This is a genomic window from Paraburkholderia sp. SSBN10T, from assembly GCF_056619545.1.
On the sequence record NZ_JBWQQI010000014.1, the window covers coordinates 17,864 to 32,407 of the forward strand.

Annotated in this window: 15 protein-coding genes; 10 read left to right on the forward strand and 5 right to left on the reverse strand. The window is 62.9% G+C overall.

Features of this window, described 5'->3' with window-relative positions:
- Positions 1-37 precede the first annotated feature (37 nt).
- Together AC1ECK_RS21185 and AC1ECK_RS21190 are read left to right on the forward strand one after the other, a co-directional pair.
- Positions 38-964 (forward strand): CysB family HTH-type transcriptional regulator, encoded by a 927-nt coding sequence (locus tag AC1ECK_RS21185; protein WP_137958272.1) that lies wholly within the window; start codon positions 38-40, stop codon positions 962-964.
- A gap of 170 nt (positions 965-1,134) precedes the next feature.
- Entirely contained in the window at positions 1,135-2,199 is a 1,065-nt protein-coding gene (locus tag AC1ECK_RS21190; protein WP_480322379.1) for an asparaginase, read from the forward strand.
- Positions 2,200-2,540: 341 nt separating this feature from the next.
- On the opposite strand, the gene AC1ECK_RS21195 is transcribed toward AC1ECK_RS21190, so the two are convergent.
- The 3 genes from AC1ECK_RS21195 to gcl form a co-directional block, all read right to left on the reverse strand.
- On the reverse strand, positions 2,541-3,449 hold the full coding sequence (locus tag AC1ECK_RS21195; RefSeq protein WP_480322381.1) for a 2-hydroxy-3-oxopropionate reductase: 909 nt from the start codon (positions 3,447-3,449) through the stop codon (positions 2,541-2,543).
- 66 nt (positions 3,450-3,515) lie between these two features.
- The gene (gene otnI / locus AC1ECK_RS21200) at positions 3,516-4,325 is read right to left on the reverse strand and encodes a 2-oxo-tetronate isomerase (protein ID WP_480322383.1); all 810 of its coding nucleotides are present in this window, start codon (positions 4,323-4,325) and stop codon (positions 3,516-3,518) included.
- Between the two features lie 103 nt (positions 4,326-4,428).
- The gene (gcl, locus tag AC1ECK_RS21205) at positions 4,429-6,204 is read right to left on the reverse strand and encodes a glyoxylate carboligase (RefSeq protein ID WP_480322385.1); all 1,776 of its coding nucleotides are present in this window, start codon (positions 6,202-6,204) and stop codon (positions 4,429-4,431) included.
- Between the two features lie 177 nt (positions 6,205-6,381).
- Between gcl and AC1ECK_RS21210 the strand changes: the two genes are divergently transcribed.
- The 8 genes from AC1ECK_RS21210 (at position 6,382) to AC1ECK_RS21245 (ending at position 12,323) form a co-directional block, all read left to right on the forward strand.
- A complete protein-coding gene (locus tag AC1ECK_RS21210) occupies positions 6,382-7,296 on the forward strand; it encodes a substrate binding domain-containing protein (RefSeq protein WP_480322387.1) in 915 nt (304 codons plus the stop codon).
- A 266-nt stretch (positions 7,297-7,562) separates the two neighbouring features.
- Positions 7,563-7,937: a 30S ribosomal protein S6 gene (gene rpsF / locus AC1ECK_RS21215; RefSeq protein WP_480322389.1), complete on the forward strand. Its 375-nt coding sequence runs from the start codon at positions 7,563-7,565 to the stop codon at positions 7,935-7,937.
- Between the two features lie 39 nt (positions 7,938-7,976).
- Positions 7,977-8,276 (forward strand): primosomal replication protein N, encoded by a 300-nt coding sequence (gene priB / locus AC1ECK_RS21220; protein ID WP_074264855.1) that lies wholly within the window; start codon positions 7,977-7,979, stop codon positions 8,274-8,276.
- Between the two features lie 2 nt (positions 8,277-8,278).
- The gene (rpsR, locus tag AC1ECK_RS21225; protein WP_134190988.1) at positions 8,279-8,554 is read left to right on the forward strand and encodes a 30S ribosomal protein S18; all 276 of its coding nucleotides are present in this window, start codon (positions 8,279-8,281) and stop codon (positions 8,552-8,554) included.
- Between the two features lie 27 nt (positions 8,555-8,581).
- Positions 8,582-9,034 carry a 50S ribosomal protein L9 gene (gene rplI / locus AC1ECK_RS21230; RefSeq protein ID WP_480322392.1) on the forward strand — a complete coding sequence of 151 codons (453 nt, stop codon included), beginning with the start codon at positions 8,582-8,584 and terminating at the stop codon, positions 9,032-9,034.
- 150 nt (positions 9,035-9,184) lie between these two features.
- On the forward strand, positions 9,185-10,570 hold the full coding sequence (locus AC1ECK_RS21235) for a replicative DNA helicase (RefSeq protein ID WP_117333773.1): 1,386 nt from the start codon (positions 9,185-9,187) through the stop codon (positions 10,568-10,570).
- Positions 10,571-10,686: 116 nt separating this feature from the next.
- Positions 10,687-11,313, forward strand: coding sequence for a DUF47 domain-containing protein (locus tag AC1ECK_RS21240; protein WP_480322394.1), 627 nt, complete (start codon positions 10,687-10,689; stop codon positions 11,311-11,313).
- Positions 11,313-12,323 carry an inorganic phosphate transporter gene (locus AC1ECK_RS21245; RefSeq protein WP_480322396.1) on the forward strand — a complete coding sequence of 337 codons (1,011 nt, stop codon included), beginning with the start codon at positions 11,313-11,315 and terminating at the stop codon, positions 12,321-12,323. The genes AC1ECK_RS21240 and AC1ECK_RS21245 overlap by 1 nt, the downstream gene beginning before the upstream one ends.
- 33 nt (positions 12,324-12,356) lie before the next feature.
- Here AC1ECK_RS21245 and AC1ECK_RS21250 read toward each other — a convergent pair whose 3' ends face one another.
- Positions 12,357-13,163, reverse strand: a complete 807-nt coding sequence (locus tag AC1ECK_RS21250) for an SDR family NAD(P)-dependent oxidoreductase (RefSeq protein ID WP_480322398.1) — start codon at positions 13,161-13,163, stop codon at positions 12,357-12,359.
- A gap of 118 nt (positions 13,164-13,281) precedes the next feature.
- Positions 13,282-14,484, reverse strand: a complete 1,203-nt coding sequence (locus tag AC1ECK_RS21255) for a C40 family peptidase (RefSeq protein WP_480322400.1) — start codon at positions 14,482-14,484, stop codon at positions 13,282-13,284.
- Between the last annotated feature and the right edge of the window lie 60 nt (positions 14,485-14,544).

Below are 14,544 nucleotides of genomic sequence, written 5' to 3' on the forward strand. Positions count from 1 at the left end.
TCTATAACTTCACTCTGGCTGAACCGGAGACACACAGATGAACTTTCAGCAACTGCGCTTTGTGCGCGAGGCCGTGCGCCAGAACATGAACCTGACGGAGGTCGCGAACGTGCTGTACACGTCGCAGTCGGGCGTGTCGAAACAGATCAAGGACCTCGAGGACGAACTCGGGGTCGATATTTTCATTCGTCGCGGCAAGCGCCTCACCGGGCTGACCGAGCCGGGCAAGGCGGTGCATCAGCTAATCGAACGGATGCTGCTCGACGCCGAAAACCTGCGCCGCGTGGCGCGCCAGTATGCGGATCAGGACAGTGGCCACCTCGTCGTCGCTACCACCCACACGCAGGCGCGCTACGCGCTGCCCAAGGTGATCCGCCAGTTCACCGAAGTGTTTCCGAAGGTGCATCTGGCGCTGCGCCAGGGCAGTCCGCAGCAGATCGCGCAAATGATCATCAACGGCGAGGCGGATATCGGCATTTCGACCGAAGCGCTCGACCGTTTTCCCGACATCGTCACGTTCCCGTGCTATTCATGGCATCACATCGTGGTCGTGCCGAAGGACCATCCGCTGGTGGGCCGCGAGAACCTGACGCTGGATGAAATCGCCGAGTTTCCGATCGTTACTTACGACCAGGATTTCACGGGCCGCTCGCATATCGACCAGGCGTTTGCCAAGGCAGGCGCGTTGCCCGACGTCGTGCTGACTGCGATCGATGCGGACGTCATCAAGACCTACGTCGAACTCGGCATGGGGATCGGCGTGGTTGCGGCGATGGCTTACGACCCGAAGCGCGATACCGAACTGGTCGCGCTCGATACACAGCATCTGTTCGAAGCGAGCACGACTCGCGTCGGCCTGCGCAAGGGCGCGTTCCTGCGGGCTTATGCGTATCGTCTGCTGGAAATGTTCGCGCCGCAGTTGAAGGAAGCAGAGATCGCCGCGCAGTTGCGCGAAGTGGCGTGAGAGCGCAGCGCTCCGATTGTGGCTTGAGCGTGTGGCCTGAGCGTAGCCTGAGAGAGACCTGACCCGACGCCGGATCCGGCGTCGGGCAGTGCGCCGGGTGAGCCCGGTTTGCCCGGCAATTCGTGTTTCAACGCATGGCGCTGAGCGGCGCATCGCTTACAATCGCCGCCATGAATACTTTGACTTCTTCCTCATCCGGCGCCGCGGGCGCCGGTTCCGAAGCCGCTGCCGCCACGGCGGCGCGCGCGTTGCCGTGCATCGCGGTACTGGCGACGGGCGGCACGATTGCCGGCTCTGCCGCCGATGTCACCAATACCTCCGGCTATCAGGCCGGGGTGGTCGGCGTCGAGCGCCTGCTCGAGGCCGTCCCTGCGTTGTCGAGCGTCGCGCAGATCCAGCCTGAGCAGATTGCCAGCGTCGACAGCAAGGACATGGCGCTCGCGCTGTGGACGACCCTCGCGCTTCGCGTCAACACGCTGCTGGCGAGCGACGACATCGACGGCGTGGTGATTACGCACGGCACCGACACGCTCGAAGAAACCGCATATCTGCTGCATCTGACGGTAAAGGGCAGCAAGCCGGTCGTGCTGACAGCGGCGATGCGGCCCGCTTCGGCGCTTTCTGCGGACGGCCCGCTGAATCTGCTCAATGCCGTGACCGTCGCGGCGAGCGCAGCAGCGCACGGACAGGGCGTGCTGGTGGCGTTCAACAACCGCATTCACAGCGCGCGCGATGTGGTCAAGACCAGCACCTATGCGGTCGATGCGTTCCAGTCGCTGGAAGTCGGCGCGCTCGGCTGGGTGCAGGACGCACGGGTGGAATTCCAGCGCAAGGTGGTGCGCCCGCATACCGTCGAGAGCGAATTTGTGATCGGCGCGGAGTGGCCGAATGTCGAGATCGTGACGAGCTATGCCGGGGCCTCGCGGCTCGGCGTGGATGCGCTGGTGGCAGCGGGCGTGCGCGGGATTGTCGTGGCCGGCACCGGCAATGGCTCGATTCACGCCTCCGTGCAACAGGCGCTTGCCGATGCGGTGAGCCAGGGCGTGGCGGTGGTGCGCTCGTCGCGCGTCGGTTCGGGGCATGTGATGCGTAACGGCGCCGCGCCCGATGATGCACTTGGCTTCGTGACGGCGGGCTCGCTCAATCCGTACAAGGCGCGTGTGCTGCTGATGCTGGCGCTCGCGGCCGGCCGCACCGGACCGGTGGCGCTGCAAAAGATCTTCGACACATATTGACGATCGGCACGAGGTGCGCGGCGTGCGTCGCGTATCGAACTGTCCATGCAATGAAACACGCGGCGATGGGAGCTGACTGCCCCCATCGCCGCGTTGTTTTTTGTGTGGCATCAATCAATGTGCAATATCCGACAGCCGGACACCCGACGACGACGTCTGACCGACCAAGGCTTCCCCGGCGTCGCCGGGTGCCGCTGCGGACCCCACTTGCCGCTCTCAGCCCAGAGCGGCACGATTTGCCCGGTGCGCTATGCATGCCGCGCAGCGCACCGGACGCCCCACCTGCCGGTTGCCGTGAAATCCACGTCAACCGATGTTGCCGCCAGAGATTGCTTTAAGCGTTATGCGGCTTTTGCTTCCTTGCCGGGTGCCTGGGCCACTTCGAAGTTGGCCATGATTTCCAGCGCGCGCACCATTGCCGAGTGATCCCACGCCTTGCCGCCGTTGGCAGCGCACACGCTGAACAGTTGCTGGGCGCTTGCGGTGTGCGGCAGCGCGATGCCCAGCTTGCGGGCGCCGTCGAGCGCGAGGTTCAGGTCTTTCTGATGCAGCTCGATGCGGAAACCCGGATCGAAGGTGCGCTTGGTCATACGCTCTCCATGCACTTCGAGAATCCGCGACGAAGCAAAGCCGCCCATCAGCGCTTTACGAACACGCTCCGGATCGGCGCCCGAACGCGCCGCGAACAGCAGTGCTTCGGCCACGGCTTCGATGTTCAGCGCGACGATGATCTGGTTCGCGACCTTGCAGGTCTGGCCCGCGCCGTTTTCGCCGATCAGCGAAATATTCTTGCCCATCAGCTCAAACAGGGGCCTCGCCAATGCGAAGGCCGTTTCCGGACCGCCGACCATGATCGTCAGCGACGCTTCACGCGCGCCGACTTCGCCGCCCGAGACCGGCGCGTCGAGGTAGTCCACACCCAGCGCGTTGATCTTCTTCGCGAACGCCTGCGTGTCGAGCGGGGAGATCGAACTCATGTCGATCACCAGCTTGCCGGCCGTCAAGCCGTTGGCGACACCGTCGTCGGCGAACAGCACGTTGGCGACGTCCGGCGTATCCGGCACCATGATGATGACGATGTCAGCGGCTTGTGCGACAGCCGTCGAATTCGCGACCACCGTCGTCGTCTTGCCCAGGTCTTCCGGCACCGGGTACGCGCCGTTCACGAACAGCGCGTGGCCGCCCTTGATGAGATTGCGCGCCATGTGCGCGCCCATGATGCCGAGGCCGATAAAACCAATCTTTGCCATGAATCTATGTCTCCAGTGGGTTGGGGTAGAGCGTCTGTGCTGGGGCGAGGCTGCCGTTGCCGCCGCTCACGCGGCGGCGTGCGCCGCGCCGCGTGCCTGGCCGGCCACGCGCTGCACCCAGTCCAGACCTTCCGTGGTGGTCGTGCGCGGCTTGTATTCGCAGCCGACATAGCCGTCGTAGCCGAGCGAATCGAGCAGGCTGAACAGGAACGGGTAGTTGATTTCGCCCGTGCCCGGCTCGTTGCGGCCCGGATTGTCGGCGAGCTGGATATGCGCGATCGACGCCAGGTTTTTCGTGATGGTGGCGGCGAGCTCGCCCTCCATCCGTTGCATGTGATAGATGTCGTACTGCAGAAACAGGTTGTCCGAGCCGACCGCGCGGATCACATCGAGCCCTTCGGACGAGCGGTTCAGCGCGAAGCCCGGAATGTCGTACGAATTGCACGGCTCGACCAGCAGCTTGATGCCTTCCTGCTTCAGCGCGGCCGAAGCGAAGCGCAGGTTGTCGACCATTGCCGCGTACGCGCGGCCGGCATCGACGCCCGGACCGGGAATGCCAACGAGGCAGTTCAGTTGCGGCACCTTGAGCGCCTTCGCGTATTCGATGGCGCGGCCAACCCCTTCCTGGAACTCGCCGACGCGATCCGGCAGGCAGGCAATGCCGCGTTCGCCAGCTTCCCAGTTGCCTGCGGGCAGGTTGTGCAGCACCAGCTTCAGACGGTTCTGCTGCAGGCGCTCGGCCAGCTCGGCCACCTTGTACGGATACGGGAACAGGAATTCGACGGCGTTGAAGCCGGCGTCCGCTGCCGCAGCGAAGCGGTCGAGGAACGGGACTTCGTTGAACAGCATGGTGAGGTTGGCTGCAAATTTCGGCATGGTGCTGGGGTCTCGCTGGTCGGTCAATGAAACAACTTCGATCCGGCGGGTGAGTGCGAACCGCACACTCAACCGCCCAATCGATCGGGTCAAAAAAAGAGGCTCAGTCGAGCATGCTGATGGCGCTCGGCGCATCCTCGCGCTTCGCCGCCAGTTCTTCGAACTCATTGATGGCGTCGATTTCCGTGCCCATCGAAATGTTCGTCACACGCTCGAGAATCACTTCGACGATCACCGGCACGCTGAATTCGGAGAGCATCTCCTGTGCTTTTTGCAGGGCCGGCTTCAGGTCCTCCGGCTTGAATACGCGAATCGCCTTGCAACCGAGCCCTTCGGCCACCGCGACGTGATCGACGCCATAGCCGTTCACTTCCGGCGCGTTGATGTTGTCGAACGCGAGCTGCACGCAGAAATCCATGTCGAACGCGCGCTGTGCCTGGCGGATCAGTCCGAGGTACGAGTTGTTCACCACCACATGCACGTACGGCAGCTTGAATTGCGCACCGACCGCGAGTTCTTCGATCATGAACTGGAAGTCGTAGTCGCCGGAGAGCGCGACGATCGGACGTTGCGGGTCCGCGGCCCGCACGCCGAGCGCTGCCGGAATCGTCCAGCCGAGCGGACCGGCCTGGCCGCAGTTGATCCAGTTGCGCGCCTTGTAGACGTGCAGGAACTGCGCGGCGGCGATCTGCGACAGGCCGATCGTGCTCACGTAGCAGGTGTCGCGTCCGAACACCTGGTTCATTTCTTCGTAGACGCGTTGCGGTTTGATCGGCACGTTGTCGAAGTGCGTCTTGCGCTGCAGCGTGCGCTTGCGTTGCTGGCAGTCCGCCACCCAGGCGCTACGGTCCTTCAGTTTGCCGGCGGCCTTCCATTCCTTGGCCACCTCGATGAACAGTTCGAGCGCGGCTTTCGCGTCCGACACGATGCCGAGGTCCGGCCCGAACACACGGCCGATCTGCGTCGGCTCGATGTCCACATGCACGAACTTCCGGCCCTTGGTATAAACCTCGACGCTGCCTGTGTGACGGTTGGCCCAGCGGTTGCCGATACCGAGCACGAAGTCGGAAGCGAGCATGGTCGCGTTGCCGTAGCGGTGCGACGTTTGCAGGCCGACCATGCCGGCCATCAGCGGATGATCGTCGGCAATCGCGCCCCACGACATCAGGGTCGGAATCACCGGCACACCGGTCGTCTCGGCGAATTCGACCAGCAGGTCTTCCGCCGCGGCGTTCAGCACGCCGCCGCCGGAGACGATCAGCGGCTTCTCCGCTTCGTTGAGCAGCGTCAGCGCGGCTTCGATCTGCTTGCGGGTTGCCTTCGGTTTGTAGACCGGCAGCGGTTCATAGGTGTCGATATCGAATTCGATTTCGGCGAGCTGCACGTCGATCGGCAGGTCGATCAGCACCGGACCCGGACGGCCCGAGCGCATCAGGTGGAACGCCTGCTGGAACACGCGCGGCACCAGCGCCGGCTCGCGCACGGTGACGGCCCACTTGGTGACCGGCTTGGCGATCGATTCGATATCAACAGCCTGGAAATCTTCCTTGTACAGACGCGCCCGCGGCGCTTGACCCGTGATAGCCAGAATAGGAATCGAGTCAGCCTGGGCGGAATACAAACCGGTGATCATGTCGGTGCCGGCGGGACCCGACGTGCCGATACACACGCCGATGTTGCCCGGCTGGGCGCGCGTATAGCCTTCAGCCATGTGCGAGGCGCCTTCGACGTGACGCGCCAGCACGTGGCTGATGTTGCCGGCGCGGCGCATGGCCGAGTAGAACGGATTGATGGCTGCGCCCGGCACGCCGAAGGCGGTGTCGATGCCTTCTTTTTCGAGCACCAGCACGGCTGCGTCGACGGCTCTCATCTTGGCCATGAATGTCTCCTGAATGTCTGTCTGTGAATGCGGATCAACGGGGTTGAGATGCACTTTAGGCCTGACCCAAAGGTTTGATAAGATCAGTCGAGGTCGCTTATTTCGAAACAAAAAGTATGGAATGGCGGCGTCTGCTAGACGGGCAGCAGGCGACCTGCATGGGACCGGAGACAAAACATGGACCGCTTCAAACAGATCGAAACCTTTGTACGCGTCGCGGATGCCGGCAGCCTGGCCGCGGCGGCGCTGGAAGAGGGCGTGTCCCCGGTCATCCTCGGGCGGCGCATCGACGCCTTGGAAAAGCGTCTCGGTGTAAAACTGATGTACCGCTCGACGCGGCGCCTGGTGGTGAGCGAAGAGGGCGCGGCGTTTCTGGAGCGTTGCCGGGGCTTGCTGGTGGAATGGGAGCAGGCGGAAAACGAACTCGCCGCGGGCCGCCGCGCGGTGAGCGGGCACCTGATCGTTTCCGCGCCAGCCGCGTTCGGCCGCAAACATGTCGCGCCGCTCGCACCCGCGTTTCTCGCCGACAAGCCGGAATTGCAGTTGTCGTTCAATCTGACCGACCGGGTGGTGGATCTGGTGCGCGAAGGCTATGACCTGTCGATTCGCATCGGCGGCGCGGTCGATCCGAATTTCGTCGCCGTGAAGCTGGCCTCGAACCGGCGCGTGGTGTGCGGCACACCGAAGTACTTCCGTCAGCACGGCAAGCCGAAGACGCTCGAAGACCTGCCGCAGCACAACTGCCTCGCCTTCAACCTGCAAGGAGGCCAGAACCGCGGCTGGTACTTCCGACGCAACGGCAAGCTGGCGACGGTGCGGGTCGGCGGCACGCTCGATTGCAACGACGGCGAATTGCTGCACCGCTGGGTGTCGGAGGGGCTCGGCCTCGGCTGGCGCTCGACCTGGGAGATCCAGCAGCAGCTTGGACGCGGCGAGCTGGAGACGGTGCTCGATGAATTCGCGCTGCCCGATTACGACATCCTTGCGGTCTACCCGCAGCAGCGATACGTGCCGGCCAAAGTGCGCTACTTCATTGACTATCTGAAAGAGGTGTACGCGAGCAAGGATTACTGGAATCGCGCCACTTATTAGCGTGCTGCCTGACTGGGGAGAGGCGCTTCGGCGTCATCTGCCACGCCCGAAACGGCGCTGGAGCGTCGTGCGCGACGCTTTCAATTCGGTGTCGGATCGTGAGGTCCGCCTGCTCCCAAGTCCTAAACCCTTGAAAACACTCCCGAATCGCGCGGCAAAATAACGGGATGTATTGCAACCCGTCCCCAATCGGGCTATACTCTTCGGCTTCTCACTTGCCACACCGGTTCCGACGCCCGGGTGGCTTTAATCCACAAGGAGTGTGTATGCGTCATTATGAAATCGTCTTTATCGTGCATCCAGATCAGAGCGAGCAAGTGCCCGCCATGATCGAGCGTTACAAGAGCACGATCACGTCGCACGGTGGCCAGGTCCACCGCATCGAAGACTGGGGCCGTCGCCAACTGGCCTACATGATCGAGAAACTCGCGAAGGCTCACTACGTCTGCATGAACATCGAATGCGACCAAACCACGCTCGACGAGCTGGAACACGCATTCAAGTTCAACGACGCCGTTCTGCGTCACCTGATCGTCAAGCTGAAGAAGGCCGAAACCGGCCCGTCGCCGATGATGAAGGAAGTGCAGCGCGAAGAAGCCAAGAAGGCGGCTGCTACGCAACCGTCCGAAGCGCAGGCTTAAGACACACTATTTAAGCTACCAGGCAAACGCGTCGCTCTCGTGAACAGGCTGCAACTCACAGCCAGCGTCGTAGAACGCGAACCGGTGCGGTACACCCCCGCCGGCGTTCCGATCGCAAGCTGTACGTTGCAACATCGCACCGAAGTCGTCGAAGCCGGCATTGCCCGGCAAGTTGAACTGACGATGCCGGCGGTGGCGGCCGGCGAGGCGAGCGGCAAGCTGGAAAGCTGTGCGATGGGCGTCGAAACGCTCTTCACCGGCTTCCTGGCGAAAAAAAGCCGCAACGCACGAACCCTGGTATTTCACATCACAGCATTGCAGGACATTGGAAAGGACTGAACATGCCCCGCCCGACTGGTAAGAAATTCGACAAGCGTCGTCAGCAACAAAACCCGCTCTTCAAGCGCAAGAAGTTCTGCCGCTTCACGGCAGCTGGCGTCGATCAGATCGACTACAAAGACATCGAAACGCTGAAGGACTTCATCGGCGAGAACGGCAAGATCACGCCGGCGCGTCTCACGGGTACGAAGTCGCACTATCAACGCCAGCTGGACACGGCAATCAAGCGCGCACGTTTCCTCGCGCTGATGCCGTACACCGACCAGCACAAGGCCTAACCCGACGACGCGACAAGGAGCATCAGAATGCAAGTTATTCTTCTGGAAAAAGTCGTCAACCTGGGTAACCTGGGCGACATCGTCAAGGTGAAGGACGGTTACGCACGTAACTTCCTGATCCCGAACAAGCACGCACGCCGCGCAACGAAGGACGCAATCGCCGAATTCGAAGTTCGCCGCGCAGAACTGGAAAAGGTCGCTGCTGAAAAGCTGGCGGCGGCTCAAGCCCAAGGCGAAAAGCTGGCGGGCTCGACGGTTCAGATCGCTCAGAAGGCCGGCGTCGACGGCCGTCTGTTCGGTTCGGTGACGAACGCTGACATCGCCGAAGCGCTGGTCAAGCAAGGCTTCGCAGTGGAAAAGGCACAAGTGCGCCTGCCGGAAGGCCCGCTGAAGATTGTCGGCGACCACGCCGTGCAAATCTCGCTGCACACCGACGTGCTCGTCGATGTGACGGTGTCGGTGCTGGGCGAACACGTCTAAGCATCGAGGCAGTATTTGCCAGGTAGTCTGACTGGCGAAAGGCAGGGGCCGGGTGACCGGCCCCTGCCTTTTTTGTTGGCCGTTTTTTGTTTTGCCGCTGCCACGCGTTTTGGTTTCCTGCCGCCCGCATTTGCCCGATAATTCCATCCCATGAACGCACCGTCCAAAGATCCCCAACTCGAGTCGCTCAAAGTTCCGCCGCATTCGATCGAGGCCGAGCAATCGGTGTTGGGCGGCCTGCTGCTCGACAACGCCGCATGGGACCGCATCGCCGACTTCCTGTCGCAGAGCGATTTCTACCGCTACGACCACCGGATCATCTTCGAACACATCGGCAAGCTGATCGCGGCGACGCGTCCGGCCGACGTGATCACGGTCTATGAAGCGCTCGGCACTTCGGGCAAGGCGGAAGAGGTGGGCGGCCTCGCTTACCTGAACGCGCTGGCGCAGAACACGCCGAGTGCGGCCAATATCCGCCGCTATGCGGAAATCGTGCGCGATCGCGCGGTGCTGCGCCGGCTGGTTTCCGTGGCGGACGAAATCTCCGCCGACGCCTTCAATCCGCAAGGCAAGGAAGTCCGCCAGTTGCTGGACGAGGCCGAGTCGAAGGTGTTTTCGATCGCCGAAGACGGCGCACGCGGCACCCAGGGCTTTCTGGAAATCGGGCCGCTCCTGACCCAGGTGGTCGAGCGGATCGATACGCTGTACCACACCGCCAATCCGAGCGACGTGACCGGCACGCCGACCGGCTTCGTCGACCTCGACCGGATGACCTCCGGCATGCACGGCGGCGAGCTGATCATCGTGGCCGGCCGGCCGTCGATGGGTAAGACGGCATTCTCGATGAATATCGGCGAGTACGTGGCGGTCGAATACGGTTTGCCCGTCGCGGTGTTTTCGATGGAAATGCCGGGCACCCAGCTCACGATGCGTATGCTCGGCTCGGTCGGCCGGCTGGACCAGCACCGTATGCGTACTGGGCGGCTGACTGACGAGGACTGGCCGAAACTCACCCACGCCGTGCAGAAGATGAGCGAAGCGCAAATCTTCATCGACGAAACCGGCGGTCTGAACCCGATGGAGCTGCGCTCGCGAGCGCGCCGGCTGTCGCGCCAGTGCGGCAAGCTGGGGCTGATCATCATCGACTATTTGCAGTTGATGAGCGGTTCGTCATCAGGCGAAAACCGCGCGACCGAAATCTCGGAAATCTCGCGTTCGCTCAAGAGTCTGGCCAAAGAACTCGACGTACCGGTGATTGCGCTCTCGCAGTTGAACCGGGGGCTGGAGCAGCGTCCGAACAAGCGGCCGATCATGTCGGACCTGCGCGAATCGGGCGCTATCGAACAGGATGCCGATGTGATCCTGTTTATTTACCGTGACGAGGTCTATAACCCGGACAGCCCGGACAAGGGCACCGCGGAAATCATCATCGGTAAGCAGCGTAACGGTCCGATCGGTCCTGTTCGACTCACGTTCCATGGTCAATACACGAAGTTCGATAACTTTGCCGGCGCGCAAAACTTCTACGGCGAGTAAAGCAGAATCTGGCGGCGCTGTTGTAATGGCGCTCTCAACGGCGCGCCTCGATCCCGGTACCGGTACAATATTGCGGTTTTATGTCAGTCGCAATGTGACCAATTTCCGGGATTCTAATGTTCGGTCGATTCATGCCCACCGAGGGCAAATTCTTTGAAATTTTCAACCAGCACGCAAAGTGCATTCTCTCGGCCAGCCACGAACTCGAGCTGCTGATCGACAACCTGCAGGACGCCGAGACCCACAAGCAGAAGGTGCAGATCGCCGAAAAGACCGCTGACAAGCTCACGCACGAAGCCATCGACCTGCTGCACAAGACTTTCATCACGCCGCTCGACCGCGACGAAATCCACAAGCTCATCACCACGATGGACGACATCCTCGACCTGATGGAGGACGTCGCCACCGCCATTTCGCTGTACGACGTGCAGGCCGTGACGTCCGAGGCGAGCCAGTTGGCGCATATCTGCACCTCGGCCTCCGAGCGAGTGCAGTTCGCCGTCAGCCTGCTCTCCGACATGAAGCAGGCGAGCCAGATCCTGAGGGCTTGCGAAGACATCGACCGTCTCGAATCGGAAGCCGACCGTGTGCTGCGCTCGGCCATGTCGAAGCTGTTCCGCGAGGAAGACAACGTCAAGACGCTGATCAAGCTGAAGGCGATCTACGAACTGCTCGAAACGATCACCGACAAATGTGAGGACGTGGCGAACATTATCGAAGGCATCGTGCTGGAAAACGCATAATGCAATCGATACAACTTGCCATCTGGGTGGTCGCCATCCTGGTCGTCGTGTCGCTGGTATTCGACTTCATGAACGGCTTTCACGACGCGGCGAATTCGATCGCCACGGTTGTCTCGACCGGCGTGCTCAAGCCGCAGCAGGCGGTCGCCTTCGCGGCGGCGTTCAACGTCGTTGCTTATTTCGTCTTCCATCTGAAAGTGGCGCAGACGGTAGGCAAGGGCACGATCGATCCGTCCATTGTCGACCACTATGTGATTTTCGGTGCGCTGGTCGGCGCGATCGGCTGGAACATCGTCACGTGGCACTACGGCATTCCGTCGAGCTCGTCGCATGCGCTGATCGGCGGTCTGGTGGGCGCAGCCCTTGCGAAGTCGGGCTGGCACTCGCTCAACTTCGACGGGCTGATGAAGACCGTTGCGTTCATTTTCATTTCGCCGCTGCTTGGCTTCGTGCTCGGCTCGTTCTTCATGCTGGCGGTGTCGTGGATCTACTTCCGCACCCCGCCGAGCAAGGTCGACGGACGCTTTCGCCGCCTGCAACTGATCTCGGCCGGTATGTACAGTCTCGGTCACGGTGGCAACGATGCGCAGAAAACCATCGGCATCATCTGGATGCTGCTGATCGCCACCGGTTATGCGTCGTCGCTGGCCGACGCGCCGCCGCTGTGGGTGATCGGCGCCTGCTATCTGTCGATGGGGCTGGGCACGCTGTTCGGCGGCTGGCGCATCGTGCGCACGATGGGCCAGAAGATCACCAAGCTCAAGCCCGTCGGCGGCTTTTGCGCGGAATCGGGTGGGGCGATTACGCTGTTTATCGCGTCATTCCTCGGTATCCCGGTGTCCACCACTCACACGATCACCGGCGCGATTGTCGGCGTCGGCGCGACGCGCAAACTCAGCGCGGTGCGCTGGGGCGTGGCCGGCAATATCGTCTGGGCGTGGATTCTGACGATTCCCGCCTCCGCAGCGCTCGCCGCTGCGGGCTGGTGGTTCGGCCACCGCTTCCTGTAGTTCGACCTTCCTTGCGGGGCCGCCGCGCCGTGCTCAGATCAGCGGCGTGCTGCCGCCGTCCATTGGGACGATCGCGCCCGTGACATAACTGGCGCGGCGGCTCGCCAGAAACAGCGCGACGTCGGCGATTTCCTCGGGCTTGGCGTAACGCCCAAGCGGCACCTTCGCCTGGCCGCGCGCCAGCGCTTCCGCGGTATCCACACCCTGCTGGCCGGCTTCCAGTTTCAACGCTTCCTCGACGCGCTCGGTCAAGGTCGAGCCCGGATTGATCGCATTGATGCGGATGCCGTAGCGCGCATAGTAGTGAGCGAGGCCGACTGTCGCGAGCATCAGCGCGGCGTTGGCGGCGCCGCCGGCGATATGGATGTCGCTCGCCATCTTGCCGCCCATGCCGATGATGTTGACGATCGTGCCCGGCTCGGCGCCGGGGTCCGATTTCGCCCGCTCCGCCATCCGGCGCAGCACTTCCTGCTGCGGGTAAATGTAAGGAAAGTATTTGGCTTCCATGGTCGCCCGGAAGGCGGCGGCATCCAGCGTTTCCGGGTCGTAGCGGCGGGCGGCGCCGGCGCTGTTGATCAGCACGTCGATCGGGCCCACCGCGGAGCTGACTTCCTCGACGATATCGGCCGCGCCATGTGGTTCGTGCAGGTCCGCACGCGTGAGATGCACATGTAGACCCTCGCTTGCCAGTTGCTCGCGGGCGCGGGCGAGATTCGCCGGATCGCGCGAGACGATCGCAACCTTGGCGCCTTCCAATGCGAAGGCTCGTGCGCAGGCAAGACCGATCCCTTTGCTGCCGCCCGTGACCAGCACCACTTTGTCTTTCAGTCCAAGTTCCATGGTGAGTAACCCGCCGTCTAAGGAATATCGGAGACGATAGCAGATCGCATGGTCCTGCGTGTTCGGCTGGGCGAGTGGCTGGCTGCCCGACGCGCATGCTTGCTGCGCGCTCAGGCCGTTAGAAGTTGCCGTTGGCGAAGTGAGCGATCGGGTCGTCGCTGGACTGCGTGGGGGCGGGGATGGCGCGCGAGCTGGTCGATGCCCGCATGATCTGCACGCCGCCGGCCGATCCGGCTGCGCCTGCCTGCTGCTCCTGGCGAACGGCGACGGACGCGGGCGGCGGCGGTTCGAAGGCGTCCGCCGCAGCGTCGATCGGGTCCGGTGCGCGGGCGACGCTTGGCGGGACTGCGGAGCGCACAGGCGCGTACCCGGTGGACCCGCTCGCGGCCATCGCATCTGCGTCGGCCGGTGCCCGCCCGGCAGGAAGCGTGGCCGGTGCGACCGCGCCTGCTTCACGCGCCTGCATCTGCGCGGCGCTCATCGCTGGAGGCGGTGGCTCGAATGCATCGGCAGGAGGAGCGGCGGCAGGCTCGACAGGTGATTGGGCGGCGGTCGTCGTCAGCGGGGTGCGCATCGTGGCTGCAACCCGCTGTTGCTGCTGTTGCTGCGACGAAACCCCGGCAGGTGCGGTCGCCGCATAGGCCGGTTGCGGCTCCACCGCCCGCTGGGCAGGGATCACGGCAGCGCCGGCGTAGGAGCCTTGCGGGGCCAACGGCGCGACCGGTTCCGGTGGGTTCGACGCCTGATAGGTCGGCGTCTCGAACGGCGTTGTCGGCGCATGGGTTGGCGCGGCGACCCGGCGAATGCCGTCGAAGCGTTTGGCCCAATAGGGATTGGTCAGGTAATCGATGCGCACCGTGCCGCCTGTCGATGGCGCATTGACGAAGCGCAGCTTGCCGACATAGATGCCGACGTGCGAGTGCGGGCGTCCGGTGGTGTTGAAGAAGATCAGATCGCCGGGCGCCACTTCATCTGGCTCGATCGACTCGCCACTCCCGCTCATATCGGCAGTCGTGCGCGGCAGATTCACCGAGGCCGCTCGCGCCACCACATAGTGAACCAGGCCGCTGCAATCGAAGCCGCTATCGGGCGTATTACCGCCCCAGCGGTATGGGATGCCGACGAGGCTCATCGCCTGAATGGAAATTTCCTCGCGTCCGACGCTGTGATCGACGAAGTTCGGGAAACCGGGCGGGGTGGTGCGATAGGCGCCGTTAGAGGCGGACGAAGAACCGCTCGAGCTGCGCGAAGTCCGCTCCGGCGCGCTGGAACACGCGGCGAGCAGCAGGAGGATCAGCAGCGAAAACCCAAGTCGGCGCATACAGACAAGGCGAGCGTAAACACTCGCTTAAAGCGGACGATGTCGCGATGGTAGCCGCAC

What these genes read in the sequence shown, in the direction of transcription:
- rplI (WP_480322392.1), top strand. Translation starts at nt 8,582, where the DNA reads ATGCAAGTTATTCTTCTGGAAAAAGTCGTCAACCTGGGTAACCTGGGC.
- rpsF (WP_480322389.1), top strand. Translation starts at nt 7,563, where the DNA reads ATGCGTCATTATGAAATCGTCTTTATCGTGCATCCAGATCAGAGCGAG.
- gcl (WP_480322385.1), bottom strand. Translation starts at nt 6,204, where the DNA reads ATGGCCAAGATGAGAGCCGTCGACGCAGCCGTGCTGGTGCTCGAAAAA.
- AC1ECK_RS21185 (WP_137958272.1), top strand. Translation starts at nt 38, where the DNA reads ATGAACTTTCAGCAACTGCGCTTTGTGCGCGAGGCCGTGCGCCAGAAC.
- AC1ECK_RS21245 (WP_480322396.1), top strand. Translation starts at nt 11,313, where the DNA reads ATGCAATCGATACAACTTGCCATCTGGGTGGTCGCCATCCTGGTCGTC.
- otnI (WP_480322383.1), bottom strand. Translation starts at nt 4,325, where the DNA reads ATGCCGAAATTTGCAGCCAACCTCACCATGCTGTTCAACGAAGTCCCG.
- AC1ECK_RS21255 (WP_480322400.1), bottom strand. Translation starts at nt 14,484, where the DNA reads ATGCGCCGACTTGGGTTTTCGCTGCTGATCCTCCTGCTGCTCGCCGCG.
- AC1ECK_RS21190 (WP_480322379.1), top strand. Translation starts at nt 1,135, where the DNA reads ATGAATACTTTGACTTCTTCCTCATCCGGCGCCGCGGGCGCCGGTTCC.
- rpsR (WP_134190988.1), top strand. Translation starts at nt 8,279, where the DNA reads ATGCCCCGCCCGACTGGTAAGAAATTCGACAAGCGTCGTCAGCAACAA.
- AC1ECK_RS21195 (WP_480322381.1), bottom strand. Translation starts at nt 3,449, where the DNA reads ATGGCAAAGATTGGTTTTATCGGCCTCGGCATCATGGGCGCGCACATG.
- AC1ECK_RS21250 (WP_480322398.1), bottom strand. Translation starts at nt 13,163, where the DNA reads ATGGAACTTGGACTGAAAGACAAAGTGGTGCTGGTCACGGGCGGCAGC.
- AC1ECK_RS21235 (WP_117333773.1), top strand. Translation starts at nt 9,185, where the DNA reads ATGAACGCACCGTCCAAAGATCCCCAACTCGAGTCGCTCAAAGTTCCG.
- AC1ECK_RS21210 (WP_480322387.1), top strand. Translation starts at nt 6,382, where the DNA reads ATGGACCGCTTCAAACAGATCGAAACCTTTGTACGCGTCGCGGATGCC.
- AC1ECK_RS21240 (WP_480322394.1), top strand. Translation starts at nt 10,687, where the DNA reads ATGTTCGGTCGATTCATGCCCACCGAGGGCAAATTCTTTGAAATTTTC.